18 protein-coding genes are annotated in these 26,707 nt (G+C 74.3%); 9 read left to right on the forward strand and 9 right to left on the reverse strand.

From position 1 onward, the window contains the following. Positions 1 to 48 precede the first annotated feature (48 nt). On the reverse strand, positions 49 to 1,659 hold the full coding sequence (locus tag ACIRFH_RS13895) for a phage tail sheath subtilisin-like domain-containing protein (protein ID WP_403520082.1): 1,611 nt from the start codon (positions 1,657 to 1,659) through the stop codon (positions 49 to 51). 421 nt (positions 1,660 to 2,080) lie between these two features. On the opposite strand from ACIRFH_RS13895, the gene ACIRFH_RS13900 reads away from it, so the two are divergent. From ACIRFH_RS13900 to ACIRFH_RS13915, 4 genes are all read left to right on the forward strand, one after another. Continuing rightward, positions 2,081 to 4,909 (forward strand): hypothetical protein, encoded by a 2,829-nt coding sequence (locus ACIRFH_RS13900; protein ID WP_403520084.1) that lies wholly within the window; start codon positions 2,081 to 2,083, stop codon positions 4,907 to 4,909. Positions 4,910 to 5,135: 226 nt separating this feature from the next. After that, complete coding sequence (locus ACIRFH_RS13905; protein ID WP_403520086.1) at positions 5,136 to 5,702, forward strand: DUF4157 domain-containing protein; 567 nt, start codon at positions 5,136 to 5,138, stop codon at positions 5,700 to 5,702. 71 nt (positions 5,703 to 5,773) lie between these two features. Further along, complete coding sequence (locus ACIRFH_RS13910; RefSeq protein ID WP_403520088.1) at positions 5,774 to 6,007, forward strand: hypothetical protein; 234 nt, start codon at positions 5,774 to 5,776, stop codon at positions 6,005 to 6,007. 186 nt (positions 6,008 to 6,193) lie between these two features. Continuing rightward, a complete protein-coding gene (locus ACIRFH_RS13915) occupies positions 6,194 to 7,657 on the forward strand; it encodes an RICIN domain-containing protein (protein WP_403520090.1) in 1,464 nt (487 codons plus the stop codon). Positions 7,658 to 7,709: 52 nt separating this feature from the next. On the opposite strand, the gene ACIRFH_RS13920 is transcribed toward ACIRFH_RS13915, so the two are convergent. The 3 genes from ACIRFH_RS13920 to ACIRFH_RS13930 all read right to left on the reverse strand — a co-directional run bounded on the left by ACIRFH_RS13920 (position 7,710) and on the right by ACIRFH_RS13930 (position 11,375). Next, positions 7,710 to 9,806 (reverse strand): ATP-binding protein, encoded by a 2,097-nt coding sequence (locus tag ACIRFH_RS13920; RefSeq protein ID WP_403520092.1) that lies wholly within the window; start codon positions 9,804 to 9,806, stop codon positions 7,710 to 7,712. Next, a complete protein-coding gene (locus ACIRFH_RS13925) occupies positions 9,803 to 10,480 on the reverse strand; it encodes a DUF4255 domain-containing protein (RefSeq protein ID WP_403520094.1) in 678 nt (225 codons plus the stop codon). Before ACIRFH_RS13925 ends, ACIRFH_RS13920 begins: the two co-directional genes overlap by 4 nt. A gap of 163 nt (positions 10,481 to 10,643) precedes the next feature. Further along, a complete protein-coding gene (locus tag ACIRFH_RS13930) occupies positions 10,644 to 11,375 on the reverse strand; it encodes a LuxR C-terminal-related transcriptional regulator (RefSeq protein WP_403520096.1) in 732 nt (243 codons plus the stop codon). Positions 11,376 to 11,733: 358 nt separating this feature from the next. Between ACIRFH_RS13930 and ACIRFH_RS13935 the strand changes: the two genes are divergently transcribed. Continuing rightward, positions 11,734 to 14,934, forward strand: a complete 3,201-nt coding sequence (locus ACIRFH_RS13935) for an AAA family ATPase (RefSeq protein WP_403520097.1) — start codon at positions 11,734 to 11,736, stop codon at positions 14,932 to 14,934. A gap of 118 nt (positions 14,935 to 15,052) precedes the next feature. Here ACIRFH_RS13935 and ACIRFH_RS13940 read toward each other — a convergent pair whose 3' ends face one another. Beyond that, complete coding sequence (locus tag ACIRFH_RS13940; protein ID WP_403520171.1) at positions 15,053 to 15,946, reverse strand: aminoglycoside phosphotransferase family protein; 894 nt, start codon at positions 15,944 to 15,946, stop codon at positions 15,053 to 15,055. Positions 15,947 to 16,083: 137 nt separating this feature from the next. Here ACIRFH_RS13940 and ACIRFH_RS13945 point away from each other — a divergent pair, with 137 nt between their 5' ends. Beyond that, positions 16,084 to 17,490, forward strand: a complete 1,407-nt coding sequence (locus tag ACIRFH_RS13945; protein ID WP_403520099.1) for an NAD(P)/FAD-dependent oxidoreductase — start codon at positions 16,084 to 16,086, stop codon at positions 17,488 to 17,490. A gap of 205 nt (positions 17,491 to 17,695) precedes the next feature. Here ACIRFH_RS13945 and ACIRFH_RS13950 read toward each other — a convergent pair whose 3' ends face one another. After that, positions 17,696 to 19,198, reverse strand: coding sequence for an MFS transporter (locus ACIRFH_RS13950; RefSeq protein WP_403520101.1), 1,503 nt, complete (start codon positions 19,196 to 19,198; stop codon positions 17,696 to 17,698). A gap of 68 nt (positions 19,199 to 19,266) precedes the next feature. Next, positions 19,267 to 20,247 (reverse strand): zinc-binding dehydrogenase, encoded by a 981-nt coding sequence (locus tag ACIRFH_RS13955; protein WP_403520103.1) that lies wholly within the window; start codon positions 20,245 to 20,247, stop codon positions 19,267 to 19,269. A gap of 202 nt (positions 20,248 to 20,449) precedes the next feature. On the opposite strand from ACIRFH_RS13955, the gene ACIRFH_RS13960 reads away from it, so the two are divergent. Further along, positions 20,450 to 21,142, forward strand: coding sequence for a pentapeptide repeat-containing protein (locus ACIRFH_RS13960; RefSeq protein WP_403520105.1), 693 nt, complete (start codon positions 20,450 to 20,452; stop codon positions 21,140 to 21,142). A 324-nt stretch (positions 21,143 to 21,466) separates the two neighbouring features. Here ACIRFH_RS13960 and ACIRFH_RS13965 read toward each other — a convergent pair whose 3' ends face one another. Further along, positions 21,467 to 21,967: a hypothetical protein gene (locus ACIRFH_RS13965; RefSeq protein ID WP_403520173.1), complete on the reverse strand. Its 501-nt coding sequence runs from the start codon at positions 21,965 to 21,967 to the stop codon at positions 21,467 to 21,469. A 65-nt stretch (positions 21,968 to 22,032) separates the two neighbouring features. Between ACIRFH_RS13965 and ACIRFH_RS13970 the strand changes: the two genes are divergently transcribed. After that, positions 22,033 to 22,980, forward strand: a complete 948-nt coding sequence (locus ACIRFH_RS13970) for a GNAT family N-acetyltransferase (RefSeq protein ID WP_403520107.1) — start codon at positions 22,033 to 22,035, stop codon at positions 22,978 to 22,980. 21 nt (positions 22,981 to 23,001) lie between these two features. Here ACIRFH_RS13970 and ACIRFH_RS13975 read toward each other — a convergent pair whose 3' ends face one another. Continuing rightward, positions 23,002 to 24,408, reverse strand: a complete 1,407-nt coding sequence (locus tag ACIRFH_RS13975; RefSeq protein WP_403520109.1) for a M1 family metallopeptidase — start codon at positions 24,406 to 24,408, stop codon at positions 23,002 to 23,004. Positions 24,409 to 24,771: 363 nt separating this feature from the next. Here ACIRFH_RS13975 and ACIRFH_RS13980 point away from each other — a divergent pair, with 363 nt between their 5' ends. Then, on the forward strand, positions 24,772 to 26,640 hold the full coding sequence (locus tag ACIRFH_RS13980) for a hypothetical protein (RefSeq protein ID WP_403520110.1): 1,869 nt from the start codon (positions 24,772 to 24,774) through the stop codon (positions 26,638 to 26,640). The last annotated feature ends 67 nt before the right edge of the window (positions 26,641 to 26,707 follow it).

A 26,707-nucleotide genomic window follows, 5' to 3' on the forward strand; every position in this document is an offset into this window, starting at 1 on the left:
GAGAGGGGAGGGGGGCGGGGCGGAGAGGCGGGGAGGGCAGGGCAGGGCCTACTCCTCCAGCTCCCCGCTGCCGCTGGAGAACTGGGCCAGCCGGAAGACCACGAACTCGGCGGGCTTGACCGGCGCGATGCCGATCTCGCAGACGACCCGGCCGAGGTCGACCGACTCCGGCGGGTTGGTCTCCTCGTCGCACTTGACGTAGTAGGCCTCCGCCGGGCTCTGGCCGAACAGGGCGCCGCTGCGCCACTCGTTGACCAGGAACGCGGAGATGTTGCGGCGGATGCGGGCCCAGAGGTTGTGGTCGTTCGGCTCGAACACCACCCACTGGGTGCCGATCAGGATCGACTCCTCCAGGTAGTTGAAGTACCGGCGGACGTTCAGGTAGCGCCACGCCGGGTCGGAGGAGAGGGTGCGGGCACCCCAGACGCGGACGCCGCGGCCGGGGAAGGCGCGGATGCAGTTGACGCCGATCGGGTTGAGCAGGTCCTGCTCGCCGCGGGTGATCTGCAGTTCGAGGTCGACGGCGCCGCGGACGACCTCGTTGGCGGGGGCCTTGTGCACGCCGCGCTCGGCGTCGTTGCGGGCCCAGATGCCGGCGACGTGGCCGCTCGGCGGAACCAGTCGGGACTGGCCGGACGCCGGGTCGAAGGACTTGATCCAGGGGTAGTACAGGGCCGCGTACTTGGAGTCGTAGCCGGCCGTCTCCTGGCGCCAGACGCGGATCTGACGGGCGTTCAGGCCGGGCGGCGGGTCGATGATCGCGACGCGGTCGCCCATCAGCTCGCAGTGGGCGATGAGACCGAGCTGGACGGCCTTGACGGCCTCCAGGTCGATCGCGCCGCGCTGGTAGGCGGCCATCAGGTCGGGCACGGCGACCATGGAGATCTCGTCGACGGCCTCCAGACCGCCGAAGCCGGTGCGGTCCGCGGAGTCGCCGAGGTACTGGGCCGGGCCGGGGTGCGCGACCTCGCTCTGCGCGGCCGGGGCGGCCTTCTCCACCGGGGCGGCGGGCGGCGCGGGCAGCGCCAGGGTCTGGTTCTCCGGGCGGGCGAGCTGCGCGGACGGCGCGGCCTCCGTCACGGTGATGAACCGGGAACGCTCCTTGACCTGCGTGACGACGTAGGAGCGGGTGCCCTTCTTGGCGCTCACGTCGAAGGTCTCGACCGGCTTGTCGCCGTCCTTGACGATCAGCTTGAAGCGCTCGGCGGCGCCCTCGCCCTCGGGGTCGGCGACCTCGACGGACAGCGGGCCGTGCTGTCCGGGGGCGGTGGCCGTCACGGCGAACGTGCCGAGCTGCTTCGGCTCGGCGGCGGGCAGCGCGGCCGGGGCGGCGGCGCCCGTCACCGCGGCCGGGGCGGACGCCGGGCCCGCGCCGGTGACGGCGGTCTCCTCGGCGCTGCCGCCGACGCGGACGACGTACGCGGCGCTGCCGCCGTTGTTGAAGAACCCGTAGACGGAGTGCGCGAGGTAGTACCCGTCGGTGAAGTCACCGAACGCCGCGACGTACTGGGACCAGTTGGTGACCAGCGTGGGCTCGTTCAGCGGGCCGGTCGGCGCGAGCCCGACGAAGGCCGCCACCGAGGTGCCCACCCCCTCGATCGGGCGCGAGCCGCTGGCCACCTCCTCGACGTAGACGCCGGGCGACAGGTAGGACGGCATGCTCTGCTCTCCTCGGGGTACGAGACAGGACGCCTCTCAGCCTCGCGCGCGCGTTGCCTCCGCCGAAACGTCCTTCGGTGCCGGTGTGGGGGCATGGTCATTGCCCCCGGTCGTGCCCGTTGGGGCAGTCCCCCCGCGTTTCGCTTCGTTTCCCCCGGTGGACCCCTGGCGGTTGCCCGGCGTTTCTGCTTCAACATCACCTATTGGGTGTCAGTTCGCCAGGATGTCATCTTGCGATCACGCCCGGTCGGGGGAACGTGCCGTCCCGTCGCGCCGGGAGCGCGGCCTTGCGGGAGCGGGGGCAGGAACGGTGACCTGGCGTCAGGAAGGGGTGTCCGTGTCGGACCGCTTGCACGAAACGCAGAGACACCGTCCGCCCGGAGCCGCTGCGGCCTCACCCCACCCGCGGGTACGTCGGCCAGTGCCGCTGGCCTCCCTGCAGGCCGCGGCGGGAAACCGGGCCGTCGCCTCGGCGATCCGAAGCGGGGCCGGTACGGCGATCCAGCGCGCGACCGGCACGGCACAGCTCCCCAAGGCCGCAGGGCAGGAGCGGACGACCTCGACGCCGGCGGACGACCTCGGGATCACGCCGGTGACGGAACCCGAGCGGCCGGGCGGCGAGACGCGTCAGGGAGAGGACGCGACGACCGAGCAGCAGGTCGCCGTGGACGAGGTGGAGACACAGAAGAAGAACGTCGCAGACGCGTCACTGGCGCGGGCCGCCGCCGCGGCCGACGTGTGGCAGTCGTCCGGGGAAGCGGTCGAGGCGCGCAAGAAGGCGGCGGCGGCCCGGGGTGAGGCGGAGCGGCTCACGAGGGAGGCCGGGGAAGCGGAGATCAGCCGGACGGGCCTGCTCGAGAAGGAGCGGGGCTTGAGAGAGACGGCCGGTACGGCGGCGGCCGAGCAGCAGGCGGCCGAGGGCCGGGCAGAGAGGCACAAGGCAGTCGAGGGGCAAAGGCGCAAGGCGGTGGACGCGGCCCTTGCCGAGGAGCGGAAGTTCACGCAGAAGGCGAAGAAGGCGGAGGAAGAGCGGGCCGCCGCCGAGGCCAGGGTGGCCGCGTTCACGAAGCAGGCCGCCGAGGCCAGGGAGAAGCAGAAGGCCGCCGAGGCCAGGGTGGCCGCGCTCAAGAAGCAGGCGGAGGAGGCGGAGGAGAAGCGGAAGGCCGCCGAGGCCGCGGCGCAGAGGAAGGCGGTGGCCGAGGACGAGGCGCTGCAGAAGGCGGCCAAGGCCCAGGCAGAGGCGGAGGCCGACGACAAGGTCGCGAAGAGCGTGGAGAAGTGGGCCGACGAAGTGGCCGACGCGCTGAAGGAGGCCGGGCTGGAGGCACATCGGTGGGCGGGGGAGGCCGATGGCGCCGACACGGAACGGACGAGGGCCGAGAAAGAGCAGCAGGAGTGGGCCGCGACCCGGGAAACGGCGCGGGAGCAGGCGGCGGCGGCCAGGGAGCGGGCGGCGGTGTGGGGCAAGGAGGCCGAGACCGCGGCGAAGGAGCACACCAGAGCCAGGAACGAGGCGGCAGAGCACGGGAAGGCCGCGGCGGCGGCACAGCAGCAGGCCGACACCGCCCGGGACCAGGCGGCCGGTTTCGCGGAGACCGCGAGACAGAAGCGGGAGGCGGCGGATTCAGCCCGCGTCAGGGAGCAGCAGCAGGCGGACATCGCGGCCGTCGCACAGCGGCACGCGGCGGCCGCGGCACAGACGCAGTTGGAGCAGGGGACGGCCGAGACCGAGGCGACGACAGCCCTGACCGCGAGGAAGACGGCCAAGAAGGCGGCCGGCGAGGCGGCGGAGGCCGCGAGGAAGAAGGCGGCGGAGGCCGGGAAGCAGACGGACGAGTCGGGGCCGGCCGACGCCGAGAGGGCGGACGAGGCGGGCGGGGCCCTGCGCGAGGTTCCCCAGCGCGCGGCCAAGGCCGTCGGACACGCGACCAAGAAGGCCGCTGCCCAGGTCAAGCCGTGGATCGATCCCGCCGACACGGCGATACTCCGCGGCAGTGCGCCGGTCGGGGGAGCGCTCAGGGCGGACGCGTCCAGGACCGGGGACACCGGGAGGATGGATGGCGCCGTGATTCAACAGCACGTCGAGAACCCGATCAACACGATCAGCGACGTGGCCGGGACCGTGAACGACGTGGTGGCGCTCAAGGACTCGGCCGGTAAGCGTGGTGAATCGGGTCCGGCCTCCCACGCGCACAGGAAGAACTGGAGAGGCAAGCCCCTCGGCCTCCTGACGAACGCCCTCATGAGCGTCAACGATGGCGTGAAAATCGCCGGCAACAGTCTGACGGCGGTCAAGAACACGGGGCCGGTGGCTGCGCTCGGGGACGCCGGCGGCGCCCTCACCATCGCGTTCTCCTCAGTGATCGCAGCCCGTGACGCCAAGGTCATCAAGGACACCCGTGCCAGGCGCGAGGCGCTGAAGAAGCACTTCCAGGGCGTGGCCGCACAGCGTGTCGACGATCTCCAGGGCGTACTGGGCGATTTGGGGAAGGCCACCGCCGAACTGGCCCAGAAAACGGCCGGGCTGGCGGCCTCGCAGGCCGGCCCGGAAGCGGAGGGCCACCTGCAGGCCATCGAAGACGAGCGGGTCCGTATCGACAGCCTCAGGAGCCAGCTGCTGGGGCACATGGCCAGCCTGCGGGACTACGCGGTGGACAAGAAGAAGAGGAAACTTGCGCACCGTGCCGCCAACCTGGGGGGCAACGGCGCGCGTATCGCAGCCGGCGCCGTGGCGATCGCGGCTGCTGCAGGGGCGGTCTCCGGCCCGGTCGGCCCCGCTGTCGCGGGCGGTCTGACGGCAGCCGCCCTGGGCGGATATGCCGTGAAGAAGGGCGCCAAGAAGGCCGGCAAGCGCTACACCTCGGTACGGCAGCCGGACAAGTACGCCCGTACCACCCCGGCTCAGGAAGGAACCGAGAAGCCCGAGGCGCCCACGATGTCCAAGGACGGAAAGGGCGGCAGCAAGCGCGCCGCGTGGAAGGAGGCGCTCACGGTGACGCACTCCATCAAGCAGGGAAAGCGGCAGCTCAGAGCGCAGGAGATATACGCGCTCGCGGCCGGGCCGGCCGTCCCCGCGGGCAAGCACGTCCCCAACGACGTCCGGGAGTACATGCGCGAGTTCCTCAAGGCCCTCAAGTGCGGCCCGGACGACCACAAGCAGTCGAACAAGGCCTGGGAGGATTCGCTCAACGACCCCGAGCAGCAGACGGAGTGGGAAGAGGCGATAGCCAAACAGCTCGCCTCGGTCTGAGCGCCCTCCGCCGGCACCGGGGGGCAACGCCGGGCGCTGCCCCCGGCGTTGCCCCCGCGGACCTGTCGGGAACGGGCGCGTTCCGGTAGGGCTGGTGGCCACACGTCCGGTGTCGAAGGGAGCCATGGTGCGCGCACACGAGGAAGCCACCGAGCGGAAGGCCGCACGGGGTGGTCAGGCTCCGCGTCGGACCGTGGACGCGCCCATCGGAGTGCGCGGTGGTCCGATGACCCCCGCGACCGTCATGGCGCTCCAGCGTTCCGTCGGGAACAACGCGGTCCAGCGCCTCGTCAACCAGGACCGGCACCAGCACGGCGCCGGCTGCGGGCACGACGGGATCGACGACGGCAGCCCGGAGGGCCAGGCCCAGCTCCTGAAGGAGGCGATGGCCACGCCGAGCAGCCCGCTCGAGAGGTCCATACGCTCCGAGGCGGAGTCGTTCTACCAGGTCGACCTGTCCCCCACCCGCGTCCACGACAACCCGATCGCCCAGCGCGCGACCGTGGCACTGGGCGCACAGGCCATGACGGTCGGCAACCATGTCTTCCTCGGCCCGCGGGCGGCCGGCCGCAAGGACGTCATCGGCCACGAGCTGGGACACGTCAAGGAGAACCTGTCCGGTGTCCGTGAGACGGGCAAGGACAACGGAGCCGGAGTCACCGTGACCGACCCGGGCCAGGAATCAGAACGGGCCGCGGAGGCCGACGGTGCCGCCTTCGGCGCGGGCGCGGCCGTCGCCCCGTCGGTCGTCGCCCAACGAGCGGTCGCGGAGCACGAGGACGACGCGGAGTAGGCTCGGCCTCGCAGTGACGGCCCCGGACACGGTGGCGGTGCCGCGGGGGAAGCCGCGGTGGTCGGACGGCCTTGAACACGATCAGCCGCCATGCGATCGTGCCCTCGGCCGTGGCCTTGTTGAGGGCCTTCACGGCATCGCCCTTCGCCGGGTGCTTCATGCCGGCCCTGAGCCTCGCGATCTCGGCATCGCCCTTGGCGATACGATCCTGCGCCTTCTTCCAGAACTTGCTCCTGGGATCGGCGGTGACCTCGCGGCGGATCGGCCCGGACGTCCGGGCAGTGTCTTGCCTGCCCGGCAACTGACCTCGACTGTGCATGCGGGCCCTGAGAGGTATGGAGCGGTGACTTCTTCCGTACCCGACGGCCGGCGTACGCGGGAGGACTGCACGGGCAGACCCGGGGGCACGGTCCTCCGGTCGGGTGCGGAAGGGCAACCGGTGTGCCCCCGCGGCTCCTGACATGGTGGGGACGCGGCCGTAGCGTCGGCGTGTGAGCCTTTGGACTTCGCTGGAGCCCGCGTCCGCGACTGTGGACCCCGGCAGCAATACGCGTGTGCGTCTGCGGGTGCGCAACACCGGTGACGTGGTGGACGAGTACCGGTTCGAGCCCGTCGGGGACGTGGCGCCCTGGACGACGATCGAGCCGCCGACGCTGCGGCTGTATCCGGGGACGACGGGGACGGTGGAGCTGACCTTCGCGCCGCCGCGGACCCCGGATGCGACGGCGGGCCCGAACCCGTACGCGGTGCGGATCACACCGACCGAGCATCCGGACGCGGTCACGGTTCCGGAGGGGAACCTGACGATCACGCCGTTCACCGAGGTGCGGGCCGAGCTGGTGCCGCCGACGGTGAAGGGACGGTTCCGGGGGCGGCCCAAGCTGGCGGTGGACAACCTCGGCAACACGAAGGTGACCGCCTCGGTGGCCGGCAGCGACACCGGGGACCACCTGTCGTACGAGATCCGTCCGGGGAACGTGCAGATCGAGCCGGGGCGGGCGGCGTTCGTCGAGACGACGCTGAAGCCGCGGCAGATCATCTGGTTCGGGTCGAAGGAGGAGCGGCCGTACACGCTGGCCGTGCGCCGGTCCGGGGTCGAGCCCACGAACGTGGAGGGCGTGTACGTCCAGCGCGGGTTCCTGCCGCGCTGGCTCGCGACCTTCTGCGGCGTCTTCGTCGCCCTCGCGCTCGCCTTCGTCATGATCTGGATCGCCTACAAGCCCCAGGTCCGCACCAGCGCCACCGAGCAGATCGAGCAGGCGGGCACCGCCCTCGCCCCCAGCCCCAGCGCCAGTCCCGCGTTGCAGGCGCCGCCCAGCGCGTCCGCGCCGGCCGTCCCGGTGCCCGGGCAGCCGAAGGCCGAGGATCCCGAGAAGGAGGAGCCGAAGGCCGGCGACGGCGACGGTGGCGGCGGCGGAGGAGGGGGCGGTGGGGAGGAACCGGCCCGGAAGCCCGACCCGGAGCCGGCCGTGGTGCCCGCCAGCAACGTCCTGCTGCGCAACGTCGTCACCACGTACTGCGCCGAACTCCCGGGACACGAGAAGGGGCAGCTCGACGGTCCCGTCTGGCAGGCCCCCTGCGATTCGAGCGACGCCGACAACCAGCTCTGGAACCTGGAGGTGAAGTACGCGAAGGGCGGCCCCGGCGGGGCCGCGCTCTTCCAGATCCGGAACACCACGGACCAGCTCTGCATGGACCTCCCGGGCATGGGAGGGAACCCCTACACGACCCCCGTCACCGAGTTCACCTGCGACGGCACGACCAAGGACAACCAGCTCTGGTGGGTCGAGAAGAAGGAGAGCGGCGCCTACTGGATCCGCAACTTCGCCAGCAACAACGCCTGCCTGGACGTCGCCGGCTCCAGCGTCGGCGTCCTCAACGCCAAGATGGTGATCTTCGACTGCACGGCCTCCGACGACGCGGAGTGGGAGATCCGCCGGACGGACGGCACCTGATCCCCGCGGTCCCGTCCCGGCGGGGCGCCGGGACGGGCGGGCCGGTGGTCCGCTACCAGCTCGCCTCGCCCGGCACCAGCCGCCCCGCCTTGCGGTACTCACGGCGGGCGCCCTCCAGGAGGTCGCCCGCCGTCACCTTGTCCCCGCGTCCGGCGGCGAGATAGGCGGCGGTGACCACCGCGCTGCGGATCGAGCCGCCGGCCAGCTCGAAGTCCCGGGCCAGCGGGGCCGGGTCGATGTCGTCGGCGGACGGGACGTGCCTGAGGCCGTGCCGCCACAGCGCCAGACGCTGCCCGGCGTCCGGGAACGGGAAGTCGACCACCAGGTCCAGGCGCCGGGTGAACGCCTCGTCGATGTTGGCGCGCAGGTTGGTGGTGAGCAGGGCGATGCCGTCGAAGGACTCCAGGCGCTGGAGCAGGTAGGCGCTCTCCATGTTGGCGTACCGGTCGTGCGAGTCCTTGACCTCGGAGCGCTTGCCGAAGACGGCGTCGGCCTCGTCGAAGAGGAGCACGGCGTCGGTGCGGTCGGCCTCCGTGAAGATCCGTTCGAGGTTCTTCTCGGTCTCGCCGACGTACTTGTCCACGACCGACGACAGCTGGACGACGTAGAGGTCGAGGCCCAGGTCGGCCGCGACCACCTCCGCCGACAGGGTCTTGCCGGTGCCGGACTCGCCCGCGAACAGGCCGAGGACGCCCCGGCCGCGTCCGCCGCCCGCGCTGAGCCGCCAGTCGCCGAGGACGCGGTCGCGGTGCCGGGCGCGCAGGGCGAGTTCGCGCAGCTGGGTGAGGGGCCCCTCGGGCAGGACCAGGTCCCGCCAGTCCACGGCGGGCCGGATCCGCCGGGCGTGGCTCTCCAGGCCGGAGGCCGACTGGCGGCGGGCGGCGAGCCGGACGTGGCCGGCGGTGACCGGGGTGCCGTCGAAGGCGGCGAGGGCGCGGGCGGTGTGCGCGGCCCGCCGGACGCGGTCGCCGCCGAGGCGGTACGGGGCGACGGTGGCGGCCAGGTCGAAGCCGTCGGCGTCCGCGCCGAGCGCGGCCCGCCAGGCGTTCGTGCCACCGGCCCGGCGACCCGGCGCGTCGAGGACCAGCGGGTCGTCGGGGGACCAGTGCGGGTCGTACGGGCGGGGGTCCGTCAGCAGCACGGTCACGTCCGTCGCGGCGGTCAGCGCCCGCAGCAGCGGGCCCGGCTTCTCGGGCAGGCCCGGCACCACGACGGCCCGGCCGCCGAGGCGGGCCTCGCGCAGCAGCTCGGGGACGTGGTCCCCGGGGTCCGGGCAGCGCAGCGCGTCGACGCCCGCGGCGCGCAGGGCGGCGGCGAGGGCGGCCAGACCGTCGCCCTCGCGCTGTTCGCGCAGGTAGGCGATGAGCGGGCCGTCGTGGAGCCGGGCGGCCAGCCGGTGCGCGAAGTCCTCGGCGTCGGGGTCGGCGGGCAGCGGGTCGGGCATCGGGAGCAGCCGGCCGAGGAGCGCGGCGTCCGGGGTGTCGTCACCGAGGAGATGGCCGACCAGCCGGTCGGGGACGCGCAGGGAACGGGACAGGAAGGGCCGCTCGGGCTCCTCGACCTCCAGCAGGCCGAGGGCGAGCAGCGGTGCCGAGGCGTGCAGACGGGCACGGGCCGCCGCCGTGTGCGCGGGCACCCCGCACAGGTCGAGGGCGAGGCCCACGGTGGCGCGGCGGCGGCTCACGTCGTCGTTGAGGTAGCCGTAGAGCGGCTCGAAGGTGCGGTCGACGTCGGGGGCGAGGGCGATGAGCAGGACGGCGGTGTCCCACTCGGTCAGCCCCGTCCGCCCGGCCAGCCGCGCCAGCCGGTCCTCCGGGACGGCCGGTGTGCCGGCGGCCGGGTGCGGCGTGGCGGTGCCGCCGGTCCCGGGGCCGGTGCCGGCCTCCGGACCAGTGCCGGGACCGGCCTCCGGACCAGTGCCGGGACCGGTGTCCGCCGGCCAGGTGCGCAGCAGGTGGCGCACGGCCTCGTCGGACAGGTACAGGCCGCGCAGCGGGTCGTCGGCCGTGGGATCGCCGGCGGCGCGCTCCTCGGCCAGCGCGGCCACCCGTTCCCGCAGGCCGGCGAGGCGGGCGAGCAGGGCGCGGGCGGGCGCGTCCCCGCCGGGGGCGGGCGGCGGGGCGCCGGGGGCGGTGTGCGGGGCGGTCATCGCGGGTCCCGGGGGCGGTCCGTCGTGTCGCGGCGGGCGGCGCGGGCGGCCGCCACCTGGTGGGGGCGGTGGGAGCGCCCGGTGGCCGCGGCCGGGTCGCCGTCCAGGTCGCGCACCCGGACCGTGACGCCCTCGGTGACCGGGGGACCGGCGTCGTACTCCGGGTAGGAGGGGAAGGGCACGGTCACCGTCACGTCCAGGGACGGCTTCAGTTCACCGCCCAGGGCGGACCAGATCTCGGCGAAGGAGCGGGACTCCGTCTGGGTGCCCGCCACCGTCAGCGGCACCGACAGGCCCAGCGCCCCCAGGGAGCCGGGGAGTTCGGAGGGCGACAGGATCTCGTGCGGCAGCAGGGTCGCCAGTACCGCGGAGAGCAGCCGGTGCTCGTCCTGCGGGGTCTTCGTCCAGGCCGTCACCAGGTACGACAGCCGGAACCAGCGGGGCGGCCGACGGCGGCGCACCACGACGTCCCGCTCGTCGTGCACCGGCAGGTGACCGCGCTGGCGCCGGGTCACGTCCTCCCGGATGTCGTACAGGTACGTGTTGACCACGGGGGCGTTGCGCCGGGCCGCCCAGTCACGGGTGGGCGCCTCGAAGGACACGTCGATGCCCGAGCCCGTCAGCACCCCGCCGCCGAGGAGGCCCTTGAGGACCTCGTCCACCTCGTGGATCACACTCGCGCTCCCGCCCTGCCCGTACCGCCGTGCCGCTCGCTGCCGTTCGTCGTCGATCGTGTCCCGGGTGCCGTCCCCGCCCCCAGGCGCGCCGGGGACGACGGCGGGGCAGGACGTCCTGCCCGTGCGGCCCCGAAGGACCGTTCCCGGCATGCCCGTTCGGTCAGATGTACCCTTCCCGCAGGGCATAGGCAACGGCGTGCGCGCGGTTGCGCAGATGGAGCCGCGTGGTGAGTCCGTGCATGACGTTCTTGACGGTCCGTTCGGAGTAGGACAACTTGCCGGCGATCTCCCCGGTGTCGAAGCCTTCGGCGACCAGCCGCAGGACGTCCACCTCACGGGGCGCGAGCCCCAGCGAGGGGGCGCCGGCGCGGCCCGCCGCCCCCCGGTGCAGGGTGCCCACCTGGTTGATCAGCCGGCCGAGCAGGTCCGCGGGCAGGTCGCCGTCGCCGCGGGAGGCGGCCAGCACCGCCTGCACCAGCCGGTGGTCGGTGGCCTCGTGACGCCAGACGATGGCGCCGACGCCGCACTCGACGACGTCCAGCAGTTCGGTCTCGCGGATCGCGCCGACCACGAGCACGGCGCGCGCGCCCTCGCTGCGCACGATCCGGCGCAGCCGGGTGAGCGTCGCCTCGTCGAGCGCGTCCTCGATGAGCAGGGCCACCGTGCCGGGGCCGGTCTCCTCGCACAGGTCGATCTCCGGATGCCGGCGCAGCTGGCTGACCGCGCCCTCGCGGCTGATCGGGTCCGGGGCGGTCACCGCCACCGGTACGCGGCGGTCGAACACGCCGGTGGTGCCGACGACGTCGGCCGTTCTGACGGCTCCGGCCGTCCCGGCGGTGACTGCGGTGACGGCGGCGGTGGATGCGGTGGTGGTCCGGGGTGAGTTGAACAACCGTTTCCCCCCTGTTCACAAGCCCGCCGACGGGCCCAAGCCTGCGGCGGATGAGCATGTTCCACACTTCTGGGACTGCTGGGAACACGCAATCGTGGAACACCACGAGACACACCACGAGACCAGCGCGGCGGCCCCCACCACCGGGCCGCCGGGCGCGTGTTCCCGCAGACCGGCAGGGCCCCGCGCGAGGACGGGCGGGATCGTGGCGCCGTGCGCGCACCACCGTGAGCAGCACCACGACGGACGGCCCGTCCGCGGCACTTCTTACCCCGGGGTGGCCCACCTCACACCACCACCGTCCGCATTCAGACGTCTCACAGACGGAGGAAGGCGTCATGCACCACAGGAGGCACCGATGACCGGACCGCTTCGCGAACGCGACGACGCCTTGGCGCTGCTCGCGGCCGAGACCGAGCGCGCCCGGGCCGGCACCGGCGGCCTCGTCCTGCTGCGCGGTGCCACCGGCACGGGCCGTACCGCCGTACTGGAGGCGGCCGTCCGGCACGCCGCGGACCGCGGCCTGCGGGTGCTGCGCGCCCGCTGCTCCCCCGAGGGCACCGGGACGCCCTTCGCCGCGGTGCTCCAACTCCTCGGCACCGGGCAGGAGTACGCCGAACCGGTACCCGGCGACGACCACGGCAGCGCGGTCCGGCTCTGGCAGCGGCTGTGCTCGTACGCGGCCGAGGGCCCGCTGCTGGTGGCCGTGGACGACGTCCACCTCGCCGACGACCCCTCGCGCCGCTGGCTGGTCGAGGCGGCCCGGCGCGTCGACCGGTTACCGGTACTGCTGGTGGTCACCGAGCGCAGCCAGTACGACGTCGAGCCGCGGCCCGCCGGGCTCACCCAGGTCCTGTCGCCCTCCCTCGTGCGCTCCCACACCCTCGCCCCGCTCAGCGACGAGGCGGCGGCCGGGCTGGTCCGGGCCGCCTTCCCCACGGCCGGACCGCGCTGGACGGCGGAGTGCGTACGGGCCGGCGCCGGCAGTCCGCTGCTGCTGCACGCCCTGCTCGACGACCTCGGCGGCGCCCCGGGCCGGGGCGGTGCCGCGTCCGAGGAGCCCCCGCCGCTGCCCGGCACCTGCGCCGCGCTGTACCCCGGGGCCTATCCGGCGGCCGTCTCCTGGTGGCTGGACAGCGCCGGGACGGCGACGGCCGACGTGGCGCGCTGTCTCGCGGCGCTGGAACAGGCGTGGCCCGAGGAGGGAACGGCGACCGCCTCGACGGAACAGCCGGTCGGACGCGGGGCGTTCGGACACGCCGTCGCGCCGCCGTACCCGGGCCCGGGTGCCGCTGCCGTGGCACCCGGGCCCGCACACCCGCCGCGGCACGTGGAGGACGCGGAGTGCGCGGAGCACGCGGAGCGGGGCGCGAGCACCGGGTCCGCGGGGTCGGCGGGGCGTGCAGGGGCGGCGGGGCCTGCCGAGGTCGCCGGGGCCGCGGGGTGTGCCGAGGCCGCGGAGGCCATCGGGCACATGGGGTACACCGGGGACGCGGGGTGCACCGGGGCCGGCGGGGCCACCGGGGCTGGCGGGGCCGGCGGGTCCACGGGGCCCGCCGGGAACGGTCGGGACGTGCGGAGCGCGGAGCGGGACCCGGTCGACCTGCTCGCCGAGGCGGCCGGCGCCGACCCCGCGTGGGTCGCCGGCTGGCTCGCCGCCATGACCCGGCTCGGACTGCTGCGCCCCGACGCCGCGGGCCGCCCCCGCTACGCGCATCCGCTGCTGCGCGACGCCGTGCTGACCGGCTGGCCCCGGCACCGCCGGGAGGCGGCGCACCGGGCGGCGGCGGAGGCGGCGCTGCGCCGGGGCGGCCGGGCCGAGACGGTCGCCCGGCACCTGCTGCGGACACCGGCCGTCGGGCTGCCCTGGGCGCTGCGCGTCCTGCGGGACGCGGCCACGGACGCCGTGCACGACGCCCGTCCCGGCGACGCCGCCGGCTATCTGCGCCGGGCCCTGGACGAGCCGTTGAGCGACGGCCTGCGGCAGCGGCTGCTGACCGAACTGGGCTCCCTGGAGTACGGGTCGGACGACACCCCGGCGGCCATCGCGCGCCTCGCCGAGGCCCAGCACCTGCCGGCCGAACCCCGCGACCGGGTGCGTACGGCCGTCGCCCTCGGCACCGCCCTGACCGGCCGCGGGGAGATCCGTACGGCCATGGAGGTGCTGCGCCGCACGGAGGTCCGGCTGGCCGGCCACCCGGACCTGGCCCGCCTCGTGCGGACCGCCGGCGCGCTGCTGTCCGACGCGGACCTGGCGACCCGGCGGGAGGAGTACCGGTGGCTGTGCGAGACCGGCGAGCGCTCCCCGGAACTGGTGGGCACCACCGGACAGGTCCTGCTCGTGAGGTACGCGTCCACGGCCGGACTGATCTCGGCGCAGGAGGCGATGCGGCGGGTGCGGGCGCTGCTCGCGCAGCCCGCCGACCCGCTCGCCGAGCCGTTCCTGCTGGGCACGGCCGCCGCGGTCGCCCAGTGGGCCGACGAACTCGGCGAGGCGGACCGGCTCGTGGAGCGGGGCCTGGCCGGACAGCACCCGGCGCTGCTCCACCCGATGCGGCAGGCGCTCCTCAACACCCGGGCCGACATCGCCGCGGCCCGCGACGACTACGACCGCCTGCTCGCCGACGTTCCGGGCACCGACGCGGCGGGGGGCCCGGCCCGCCCCCGCACCGGCCCCTCCAACCGGGACGCCCACGCCCTCATGGCACTCGTCCACACCGGCCGCGTCGACGAGGCGCAGCGGTTCGCCGCCCGGTTCGACCTGCGGGAGGCACCGGACGGGTGGGAGCTGAACCGCTTCCTCTACGCGCGGGGCGTGCTGCGGGCGGCCGCCGGTGATCCGGCGGGCGCGCTCCACGACTTCCTGGAGTGCGGACGCCGCCAGTCGGCCCGCGAGGTGGTCAGCCCGGTCGTCACCCCGTGGCGGACGGCGGTCGCGGAGTGCCGGCTGGCGCTGGGCGGCGGCCGGGAGGCGCTGGACCTGGCCACGGAGGAACTGCGGCTGGCCCGGCTGTGGAACACCCCGCGCACGGTGGGCCGCGCCCTGCGCGTGCTGGGCACCGCGACCGGCGGGCGGCGCGGCCTGGCGCTGGCGGAGGAGGCCGTACGGACCCTGCGCGACCCGTCGGCCGGTACCGGCACGGAACTGGCCCGGGCACTGCTCGCCCAGGGCCGCCAGCTCCTCGCCGCCGGCGAACGCGGCCGGGCCCGCGCAAGCCTGCGCGAGGCGGCCGGCCTGGCCGAAAGCGTGGGCGCCCGGCGTCTGCTCGCGCTCACCGAACAGGCCCTGCGCGAGGGCGGCGCCCGGGGGCCGGCGGCGGTCCGCACCGGTTCCGGGGCGCTGACCGACAGTGAACGCCGTATCGCCGAACTCGCCGCCGACGGCCGGACGAACGCCGAGATCTCCGCCCTGCTGCACCTGGCCCGCCGCACCGTGGAGACCCACCTGACCCACACGTACCGAAAGCTGCGCATACGCCGGCGGACGGAACTGGCGGCCGCGCTGCGCCGGGACCGCGAGCCGCCCCGGCACCAGCCCCGGGAGACGTGCCGGAGCTGACCCCCGCCCACCACCGGCCGGCCCGGCCCGGAGCCGCCGCGGGCCCGGCCGGGCCGGGAGACCGCCGACGGGCGCTCCTCGGCCGTCGGGCCGCGCGCCCCTTCCCGGCGCCGCCGCTTCACCCCGTCCGCAGCAGGTGCCCGGTCTCCAGCTGCTCCGCCTCCAGCGGGCTGCCGTTCTCCACCCGCCACAGGCAGTTCTGCAGGACGCGGCCGAGGGACCAGGCGCGGGCCCGTTCGCGGTCCAGTCCGAGGACGTCGGTCATGGCGTCGAAACGCCACCGGGTCTCGGCCGGGTCGTAGCGGTTGACCAGGGCGGGGAACAGGTCGAAGCCGGGGTCGCCGGCCAGCGGCTTGGGGTCGATGGCGAGCCAGGGGGCGCGGTCCGAGGCCAGGACGTTCGCGTAGTGCAGGTCCCAGTGCAGCAGCCGGTCGCCGGGCTCGCCGGCGACCTCGCGCACGGCGGCGGCGCAGTCGGCGAGCAGGCGGCGGGCCCCGGGACCGGGGACGCGATCCAGAGCCCGGGGCGTGCGCTCCAGCACGGTCCGGGCGATGTCGGCGAGGCGGCGCAGGCCGGGCGGGGCGGGGACGGCGGTGAGGCGGGCGAGCAGCCGGGCGAGGGCGAGGACGGCCTCGCGGGAGTCCTCGACGTGGTGCAGCGTGCGGGCCGGGTCGAGGCGCTCCAGCAGCAGAGTGCCGGTGGCGGGGTCGTGGCCGAGCAGACGCACCGCCCCCTCGCCGTCCCACCGGCCGAGGGCGAGGGGCTCGCCCTCGGTCTCCTCGTCGGGGACCTGGAGCTTGAGGGCGGCCGGTGTGCCGTCGTGCCGGACGACGGGCAGCACGAGGGCGCACCGGCCGTGCATCGGGGGACCGTCGGGGCGCAGCCCCCAGCGGTCCAGGAAACCGGCCGCCAGCCCGGGCAGCGCGTCGGCGAAGGCACGGCCGGCCGTCCCGTGGTCCTCGGCCAGGAAGGCCGCGAGCGCGTCCGGAACGTCGATCACGCCCGGTGACACTACCGGCGGGCGGCGCACCGGTCACCCCGTTCCACCGGCTCCGCCCGTTCCACCGGCTCCGTACGGGCCCCGCGGGGGCGGAAGTCGACGGAATCCGAAGCAGACAGCGGCCCTCCACCACGGTTAGCGTCCTGCCCATGAGCAGCCCGAGCAGCGGCGTCGTGAACGGTGGCATCTCCTACTGGTACGCGGACGACGGTCTCCCGGCGGTGCGGGAACCGCTCGGCGGGGACGCGTCGGCGGACGTGGTGATCGTCGGGGGCGGTTACACGGGACTGTGGACGGCGTACTACCTGAAGAAGGCGGAGCCGTCCCTGCGGATCACGGTCCTGGAACAGAGGTTCTGCGGGTACGGCGCCTCCGGCCGCAACGGCGGCTGGCTGTACAACGGCATCGCGGGCCGCGACCGGTATGCGAGGCTGCACGGCCGCGAGGCGGCGGTGCGGCTGCAGCGGGCGATGAACGACACCGTGGACGAGGTGATCCGGGCCGCCGCGGCGGAGGGCGTCGACGCCGACGTCCACAAGGGCGGGGTGCTGGAGGTGGCGTGCACGCCCGCGCAGGCGGCCCGGCTGAAGGCGTTCCACGAGGCCGAGCTGGCCTTCGGGGAGAAGGACCGGGAGCTGTACGGGGCCCGGGAGACGGCGGAGCGGATCAGGGTGGCGGGCGCCGTCGGGTCGACGTGGACGCCGCACGGGGCGCGGCTGCACCCCGGGAAGCTGGTGAAGGGGCTCGCGGCGGCCGTCGAACGCCTCGGGGTGACGGTCCACGAGTCGACGCCGGTCACGGAGATCCGGCCCCGGCGGGCGGTGACGCCGTACGGCACCGTCCGCGCGCCCTACGTACTGCGCTGCACCGAGGGGTTCACCGCCTCCCTCAAGGGCCGGCGGCGGACCTGGCTGCCGATGAACTCCTCGATGATCGCCACCGAGCCGCTCACCGACGAGCAGTGGGAGTCGGTGGGGTGGGAGGGCCGGCAGACCCTCGGCGACATGGCGCACGCCTACATGTACGCGCAGCGCACCGCCGACGGCCGGATCGCGCTCGGCGGGCGCGGGGTGCCGTACCGCTTCGGTTCCCGCACCGACGACGACGGCACCACGCAGGCGGCGACCGTCGAGGCGTTGCGGGAGATCCTGGTCCGCTTCTTCCCCTCCCTCGCGGGACTGCGGATCGCGCACGCCTGGTCGGGGGTGCTGGGGGTGCCGCGCGACTGGTGCGCGAGCGTCACCCTGGACCGGTCGACGGGGCTGGGCTGGGCGGGCGGCTACGTCGGTTCCGGTGTCGCCACCGCCAACCTGGCCGGGCGCACCCTGTGCGACCTGGTGCGGCGGGACTCGGGTGAGGGCGGGCGCACCGAGCTGACCGACCTGCCGTGGGTGGGGCACCGGGTGCGCCGCTGGGAGCCGGAACCGCTGCGCTGGCTGGGCGTGCGGGGTCTGTACGCCGTGTACCGGGAGGCGGACCGGCGGGAGCGCGCGACGCACAGCGCGGAGTCGTCCCGCCTGGCCCTGCTGGCGGACCGGGTGGCGGGCCGCCACTGAGCGCTCCGCGCCGGGGCGCACCGGTGGCTCGGCCGGGGACGCCGGAGGCTCGTGGGGCGGTGCGGGCGGTGACCCGCGTGACGGGCCGGGCGGGGTGCTGACGAGGCGTCGGCGGGTCCGTGCGACGGGCGGTGGGGGCGCTGCGGCGGCCCGTCGGGGGTTGTCGCGCCGGGGCGTCGGGAAGGCGGGCGCGGTCCCTTCCCCTTCAGGCCACCGGTTCCGGGACCGGGTGGTCGGCCGGGGTGCCGTGCTTCGGGGCCTTGGCCGTGACCATCAGGCCCGCGACCGCGCCCGCCAGCAGCATGATGCCCGCGGCCAGCCAGATGGCGACCGTGTAGCCGTGGACGACGCCCTCCCGGACGATCTCCTCCCGCCGGGCCGGGTCGGTGAGGTGGGCCGTGATCCAGGACGCGCTGGTGCTGGTGGCGACGGTGTTGAGCAGTGCCGTGCCGATCGAGCCGCCCACCTGCTGGGAGGTGTTGACCGTCGCCGAGGTGACGCCGGAGTCCTGCGGGGCGACACCGGCGGTGGCGGTGGAGAAGACCGGCATGAAGGTCAGACCCATGCCGAGGCCCATCAGGATCAGGGCGGGCAGGATCTCGGAGGCGTACTGCGAGTGCACGGTCATCTGGGCGAGGACCACCATGCCGCCGGAGGCCAGGAGCATGCCGGGGACCATCAGCATGCGCGGGCCCACGTGGCGCAGCAGCCGGGCGGAGATCTGGGTGGAGCCGACGAGGATCGAGGCGGTCATCGGCAGGAACGCCAGGCCGGTCCGCACGGGGGAGTAGTCCAGGACGACCTGGAGGTAGTAGGTCATGAACAGGAACAGCCCGAACATGCCGACGACCGCCAGCATCATCGTCAGGAAGCAGCCGGCGCGGTTGCGGTCGCGGACGACGTGCAGCGGCAGCAGGGGCACCGGCGCCCGGGTCTGCCACCACACGAAGGCCGTCAGGAGGACGACGCCCGAGGCGAACAGCGCCAGGACGAGCGGGTCGCTCCAGCCGCGCGGCTGCGCCTCGCTGAAGCCGTAGACGAGGGCGACCAGGCCGCCGCAGCCGAGGAGCACGCCGGGGACGTCGAGGCGGACGCCGGTGTGGCCGGGCCGGTCGTGCAGGATGAGCAGGGCGCCGGTCACGGCGACGACGGCGATGGGGATGTTGACGTACAGGCACCAGCGCCAGTCCAGGTACTCGGTGAGCACGCCGCCGATGATGAAGCCTATGGCGGAGCCGCTGGCGGCCAGCGTGCCGTAGATGCCGAACGCCTTCCCGCGTTCCTCCGGGTCGGTGAAGGTGGTCGTCAGCAGGGACAGTGCGGACGGCGCGAGGACGGCGGCGAAGACGCCCTGGAGCGCACGGGCGCCGAAGAGCATCGCGGGGCCGACGGCGGCGCCGCCGATCGCGGAGGCGACGGCGAAGCCGATCAGCCCGATGACGAAGGTGCGTCTGCGTCCCACGAGGTCCGCGATGCGCCCGCCGAGCAGCAGCAGGCTGCCGAAGGCGAGGGTGTAGGCGGTGATCACCCACTGGCGGTTGGCGTCGGACATGCCCAGGTCGCGCTGCGCGGACGGCAGCGCGATGTTCACGATGGTCGCGTCGAGGACGACCATCAGCTGGGCCAGGGCGATCACCATCAGCCCCCACCAGCGGCGGGGGCTGGCGTCCGCGGGGGCGGTTCCCTCGCCTGTCGGGGCGGCACTCATTCGGCCAGAAGACCATGGATCGGGGGGTGTCGCATCTCGTTCCGGGCGCCGGTGGGAGCCTTCTGCGGTCAGGGCTCCAGAACCACTTTCCCGGTCGTCCCGCGGCCCTGGAGCGCGCGGTGCGCGGCCGCGGCCTCGGCGAGCGGGAAGCGGTGCACGGCGGGGGAGAGGCGCCCCTCGGCCGCCTCGGCGAGGGCGCGCAGTTCGAGGGTGCGCATCGGGTCGGGTCCGCCCGCCCTCTCCAGCATCACCGGGCCGAGCACCTGCTGGGACACGCCGTCGACGAGATACGGCCTGCCGTCCCGCAGGCCCTCGCCCGACCAGCCGAAGACGAGGTGCCGGCCGCCGGGCCCCAGGAGCGCGACGGCCTCCCGGGCGACGTCCCCGCCGACGCCGTCGAAGACGACGGTCGCCGCCCGGCCGCCCAGGTGGGCGCGGACCTTGGCCGGCCACTCGGGGTCGGTGTAGTCGACGGCGGCGTCGGCGCCGTTCGCCGCGACGCGGGCGGTCTTCTCCGGGCCCCCGGCCAGCCCCACGACGGTGGCCCCGGCGTTCTTCGCGTACTGCACCAGCAGCGTGCCGATGCCGCCCGCGGCGGCCGGGACCACGGCCACGGAGCCGGGCCCGAGGTCGGCGAACTGGAGGATCCCCATCGCCGTACGCCCCGTGCCGATCATGGCGACGGCCTCGGCGAAGCCCAGACCGGCCGGGATCTCGTGGAGGCGGCCGGCGTCGACGGCGGCGAGTTCGGCGTAACCGCCGGGCGCGAAGCCGAGATGGGCGACGACCCGCCGGCCGAGCCAGCTCTCCGGCGTGCCCTCGCCGAGGGCGTCGACGACGCCGGCGATCTCGCGGCCGGGGATCGTGGGCAGGACGGGCAGCTCGGGCGCCGGTCCCCGCACGCCCTCGCGCAGAGCGGTGTCCAGCAGGTGGACACCCGCCGCGCGGACGGCGACGCGTACCTGGCCGGGGCCCGGGCGGGGATCCTCGACCTCTTCGAGGACGAGGTTCTCGGCGGGGCCGAAGGTGTGCAGACGGATGGCGCGCATGGCGGTCCCCCAACGAGTGGCTCATGGTCGGAGCCCCACTCAACGACCTCAAGCCTGCTTGAGGTCAAGCCTCTTCCGGTCGAGCGCCGGGGACACGGCCGTTCACGGCGGACGCGCGGGCGGAAAACGTGGCACGTGGTCGGGCGGTGCGGTGACGCCGCGGGTGGGGGCGGGTGTCAGTGGTGGGGTGCAGCATGGGGGCATGGCGAGGAGAGCGGCGGGCGGCGGCGGTACGGCGGCGGTGCGGGCGGCGCGGCGCCCGCAGGTGCGGCTGCCGGCGCTGGAGCCGTACGACGGCGGGGAACTGGAGCCGGACGGCGACTACGACGGGCTGGAGTTCCGGGAGACGGACCTCGCCGGACAGGACGGGGCGGGCGCCCGCTTCCTGGACTGCGCGCTGACGGCGTGCGCGCTGGACGGGACGTCCCTGCCGCGCGCCCGGCTGCTCGACTCGGTCCTCACCGGCGTACGGGGCGTCGGCACGGACCTCGCCGGGGCCACCCTGCGCGACGTGGAGCTGGTCGGCGCCCGGCTGGGCGGCACGCAGTTGCACGGGGCCGTGCTGGAGCGGGTCCTGGTCCGCGGCGGCAAGATCGACTTCCTGAATCTGCGCCGGGCCCGGCTCAAGGACGTCGTCTTCGAGGGCTGTGTCCTGGTCGAGCCGGACTTCGGCGGTGCGCGCCTGGAGCGGGTCGCGTTCGTGGACTGCGCCCTGAAGGGCGCGGACCTCGGCGCGGCGGCCCTGACGGACGTCGACCTGCGCGGTGCCGCTCCGCTGGAGCTGGCCCGCGGCGTGGACCGGCTGGCGGGGGCGGTGATCAGCCCGGCCCAGCTGCTGGACCTGGCACCGGTGCTGGCGGCGGAGCTGGGGGTGCGGGTGCTGGCGGAGGAATAGGCGGAACGGGGGCGCGGGCGTGCGGGAGGGGCACGTGCGGGTGGGCCGGGCGGGCGAGCCCGGGACGCGCGTGCTCAGGGACCGGGGGCGCGCTCGGCAGGGGGCGTGTGCGCTCGGGGGCCGGCCGTGTGGGGTTGGTGGGGTTGAGGCGGGGCAGGAGTGCGGGCTGGTGTCGCTCGGGGGCTGTGGGCGTTCGGGAAGGGCTGTGCGTGCTCAGGGGCCCGGCCGCGTGGGCCGGGTGCGCTCCCAGGGCCCGGACGCCTGGGCCGGGAGGGGCAGGTGCCGGGGTGCCCGGGCCGGGAGGGGGCAGGGGCCGGGGTGCGCTCAGGGGACGCGGGGGAAACGGGCCTGGAGGGTCCAGATCGCCGGGTTCTCCGCCAGGTCCTCGTGCAGGTCCGCGAGGTCGGCGATCAGGTCGTGCAGGAAGTCCCGGGCCTCCCGGCGCAGGGCGCTGTGCGAGAAGGACAGCGGCGGTTCGGACGTCGGCAGCCACTCCGCCTCGATGTCGACCCAGCCGAAGCGGCGCTCGAACAGCAGGCGGTCGGTGGACTCGGTGAAGTCCAGTTCGGCGTACTGGGGCCGGGCGGCCCGGGAGCCCGCCGGGTCCCGGTCGAGCCGCTCCACGATGTCGCACAGCGCCCACGCGAAGTCCAGCACCGGCACCCATCCCCAGGCCGTGGAGATCTCCTGGTCCTTCTCGGTGTCGGCCAGGTACACGTCCCCGCAGAACAGGTCGTGCCGCAGGGCGTGGACGTCCGCGCGGCGGTAGTCGGTCTGCGGCGGGTCGGGGAAACGGTTGGAGAGGGCGTAGCCGATGTCGAGCACGCAGGTGATGGTGTCATGCCCCACGCCCGGGCCGCCCCAGCACCGGCTCGGGTAGGTTGCCCGGCGTGATCCTCACCTCGCTCACGCTCGCCCCCGACCACGACATCCCGGGCCCCCTCCTCGGCGAGCTGACCGCCCTCTACGCGTCCCACCGTGCCTTCCACGCCCTCAGCGGCGACTTCCCCGACCCCGACGACATCCGTCCGGAACAGGTGGCGGCGGCACTGGCCGACGAGCTGGCGCAGCCGGGCACGGAGGTTCTGCTCGCCCGGGACGCGGGCCGGCTGGCCGGGATCGCGATCACTCTCGCCCGGCACCCCGACCCGGCCGACCCGGACCCGTGGCTCGGCCTGCTGATGGTGGACGCGGACCTGCGGCGGCGGGGCTACGGCAGGCGGCTCGCGTCCCTCGTCGAGGACCGCTTCCGGGCCGCGGGCCACGCCGGCCTGCGGCTCGCCGTCCTCGACGGCAACAGCGACGCCCTCGCCTTCTGGACCGCCCTCGGCTACGAGGCCCTCGGCCACCGCAGGGACCTGCGCGCCGGCCGTCCCTGCACGATGCTGCGCAAGCCGCTGCGCATCCCGCGCCGCGCCGCCCGCGTCGCCGTGCTCGACCCCGACGGCGCGGTCTTCCTCCTGCGGTACGACAACATCGAGGTCGGCGTGCACTGGGCGATGCCCGGTGGCGGCCTGGACGCGGACGAGAGCCCCCGCGAGGGCGCCCTGCGCGAACTGCGCGAGGAGACCGGCTGGACGGACCTGGAGCCGGGCCCGCTGCTGTGCACCTGGGAACACGACTTCACCCACCTGAGCGTGGGCCCGGTCCGCCAGCACGAGCACATCTACGTCGCCCACGGCCCCCGGCGCGAGCCCACCGGACCCCATCTCGCCGCCGCGCACGCCGCGGACGGCATCCTCACCTGGCGCTGGTGGAGCCGCGCGGAACTCGCCGGGGCGTCCGAGGCCCTGTGGCCGCCGGACCTGCCCCGGCTGCTCGACGCGTACGAGGAGTGAGACGACGGCCGGCGCCCCGCCTCACGGACGCTTCGGCTTCCCGTCCCCGTACAGCCAGTCGTCCCAGATCTCCGTGAAGTCCTCGTCGGGTGCCGACTTCTCCACGAACGCCGTGAAGTCGCCGGTGTCCGCGTTGCCGTGGCGGTGGGCGGCCGCCCAGTCGCGCAGCAGGGCGCGGAAGGCGTCGTCGCCGACCGTCTGCCGGATGCGGTGCAGCACCATCGCGCCGCGCCGGTAGACCGGGCTGTCGGAGACGTGGGCGGCACCGGGCGGTTTGCCGGGCGGGAACGCCCAGAGGGCCTCGTCCGACTCCTCGTCGTCGAAGTAGGTCCCGTCGTAGAGCGCGTCGAAGGTCTCCTGCGCGGTGTCGCCGCCGTGGTCCTCCGTCCACAGCCACTGCGCGTAGGTCGCGAAGCCCTCGTTGAGCCACATGTCGCGCCAGGTCTTCGGCGTGACGGAGTCGCCGTACCACTGGTGGGCCAGCTCGTGGACGAGGGTCTCGGTGTCGGGGGCGCCGGGGAAGTAGGGCCGGTTCTGGGTCTCCAGGGCGTAGCCGGCGTCGCCCGGACGGTCGACGATCACGCCGGTGGAGGAGAAGGGGTACGGACCGAAGAGGTCCCGCTCCCACTTCACGATCTCGGGGAGCTGTGCGAGGACCGTCCGGCTCGCGTCTTCCTGTTCCGGATCGACGGCCGTGTACACCGGCAGGCCGTCCTCGGTGACCGAGCGGCTGATCCGCCAGTCGCCGACGGCGACCGTGGCGACGTAGCTCGCCATCGGCTCGGCGGTGTGCCAGTGGAACGTCGTACGGCCGCCCTTGGTCGTCCTGCTGGTCAACTGCCCGTTGGAGACGGCCCCGTAGTCGTCGGGGACGGTCACCGTGAGGTCGTACGACGCCTTGTCGGAGGGGTGGTGGTTGCCGGGGAACCAGGCCATCGAGCCGACCGGTTCACCGAGGCCGACCGCGCCGTCGTCGGTGGGCAGCCAGCCCTCCTCGGAGCCGTCCGGATCGGTCACGGTCCCGGGCTCGCCGGAGTAGCGGACCCGCACGCGGAACCTCCGGCCCTTGTCCAGCTCGTCGGGCGGGCGGACGGTCAGCTCCTGCCCGGCCCGGTGGAAGCGGGCGGCCCGGCCCTCGACGGTGACCTTCTCGACGTCCAGGCCCTTGAGGTCCAGGTTGAAGGCGGACAGGTCCTGGGTGGCGCGTGCCGTGATCGTCGCCGTGCCGGTGACGTGCTCGGCGTCGGGGTCGTAGTCGAGGACCAGGTCGTAGTGGCCGACGTCGTAGCCGCCGTTGCCCGCCTTCGGGAAGTACGGATCGCGCACGCCCGACCCGCCGGGGGTGCCGTCGACGCCACCGCCGCCGCCACTGCACGCGCCGAGGGCGGTGAGGGTGGCGGCGGCTACGAGCAGTCGGGGAAGGCGCACCCGGTGATCCTATGGGGCGTTTCACGTGAAACACCCGCCGGAATCGGCCGTTGGCCCCACGAGGGCTGCGGGGGTGACGGCCGCTCGGCAGGACCCGGTGGTCCTGCCGTAGCGGGTGGCGGTGCCGCGCCACCGCTCGAGGCGGTGGAAGCACCGTTCGACGCCGTCGCGCCGCTTGGGGACCCACGTGTCGAAGGCCGACGGGCGTCCGCCACGGTTGCCGTGCCGACCCCCGCCTGCCCGCCGACGGCGCACCGGTACTGCCTCTTCGGACATACCGCACTGCCCCCGGGTACCTGGCCCGCCATCACGTCGCCGCGTATGCAGAGAGAAGCGGACGGATCATATGCGAGATGAGGCCCCGTGCACGCCCGAGACAACGCCCGGCAGCCCGGCACCGAGAACAGCCGTGCACCGGTCCGTGCCTCAGCGCGCCCCGGCGGACGGCCACCCCGGTCGCTGCTCGACCTCCAGGGCAGTGCCGGAAACGCGGCCGTGGCGCGGATGGTGCGCCGGGACGGGGCCCGCGGGCCGGAGGCGGCACGTCCGCACCGCACCGGCCCCGGGGCCGCGCCGGTGATCCAGCGCGCTCAGGACCCGGAGAAGAAGAGCTTCGAGGCCTTCGAACAGAAGATCCGCCAGGCCACCGTCAGACAGGGCGCGACCCCCGCCACCCTCTCCCCGCTGATCAGCGGCTTTCTGGCCGGTACCGGCCCGGAGGAGCGCGCCGAACGGCTCAAGAAGGCCCGGCGCCTGATCGACGGGCTGCCGGACCACTTCCCGGAGGAGTCCGTCAACGCCGCCCATGCCGCGCTCGACCAGCACGACCACACACGGCCCGCGCTCGCCGTCCCCGGCGCCCACTACGTGTCCGCCAGCCATGTGACGGACCCCATCGGCAACGGCTACATCAACCGTGACATCCCCGGGGTCGTCGTCATCGAGAAACAGCCCTACGTCCCCGTCTACTCCGCGGTGTACGCCGACGCCCTCATCGATCCGGCGCCCAAGAACAAGGACATCGGACAGGACGAGCACGGCCTCGTCCAGATCCACACCGGGGACCCGTCCCCCGGCGAGAAGGTGCTGTGGGTCAGCATCGGCCAGCCGCTGCGCCAGCTCAAGTGGGTGGACAAGTACCGTATCCACGGGAAGGCGGGCAATCCCATGATCCGGTCCTTCCTCGTACCGCTGCACATAGCCAACGCCATCTCGCGCGGAGCCGTCACCGAACACAACTCCGGCGGCGGCCGCACCGAAGACCTGAACGTGGACAAGCACTTCGCGTCCAACCAGTTCGGCATCCGCGACCCCGGGTCGCTGGAGCAGCTGCGGCAGTACGCGCTGCCGGGATCGCTGCGCACCTACACCGACGGCGACACCCAGGGGAACCCGGACTCCTGGGGCGATGTGCGGAGAACGGGTGAACTGCGCGAGAAGCTCGGCGTTCCCGAGACCAACCTCGCCAATTTTCCGGTCTTCACCGAGAAGAGCGGTGAGTTCCTCAGCCACGCCAAGTACGCCGGGAAGACCTCGAAGCTGCGCCGGATCGCGGCGGCCCACACCGGCAACCCCTCTCTCCTGGAGAAGGGCGACAAACCGGTGACGCAGAGTTATGTGAAGGAATTCTTCTGGAAGAACGCACCGCAGGAGCTGAAGGACCAGGCCCGGCCCCAGGGCACACTGAACCGTGCCGGCGAGCGGGCCGCCATCGACACGTTCGTACGGAAGCTCGTCATCCCCTGGGCCACGCAGGCGCGCATCGCGGAGGAGATCCACCAGGGCTTCGACGAGTTCACCCAGAGCAATCCCGGCAAGACCCCGGTCGACTACCGGCTCACGGACGAGCCGGGCACGCTCCGCGGCGAACGCCGTAAAGCGGCGGTCGACCTCGGTGCCGATCAGCGCGAGCTCATGAAGTCCCGCTGGACCATCCTCCAGGGTTTCAAAGCCCTGGACCTGTCCGGGGCGGGGGCGTTCAAGGAGGCCGCCGGCATCAAGGGCGCGCCGCAGGTACTCGGACAGCTCCGGCAGCAGCGCGAAACCGTCCTCGCCGACTACCAGTTCAAGATCGGCGACCGCAACACCCTGCTGGCGAAGAACCGGGAGTACGCCGAAGCGGCCTCCGGCCTCCATGCCGAGCTCTCCGCCATCCTCCCCCAGGACCTGAACCGGCTGCCCGCCCTGCGGGCCATCCTCACCGGGCTCGCCACGATCGCATCGGGGAGCTAGGAGTTGGCGTCACATGGTCTCCGGTCGGGGTTCATGGCCGGGTGATACGCCGCCATGGACTCCCCGA

The sequence above is a fragment of the Streptomyces sp. NPDC093586 genome (assembly GCF_044764905.1).
Classification (GTDB): domain Bacteria; phylum Actinomycetota; class Actinomycetes; order Streptomycetales; family Streptomycetaceae; genus Streptomyces.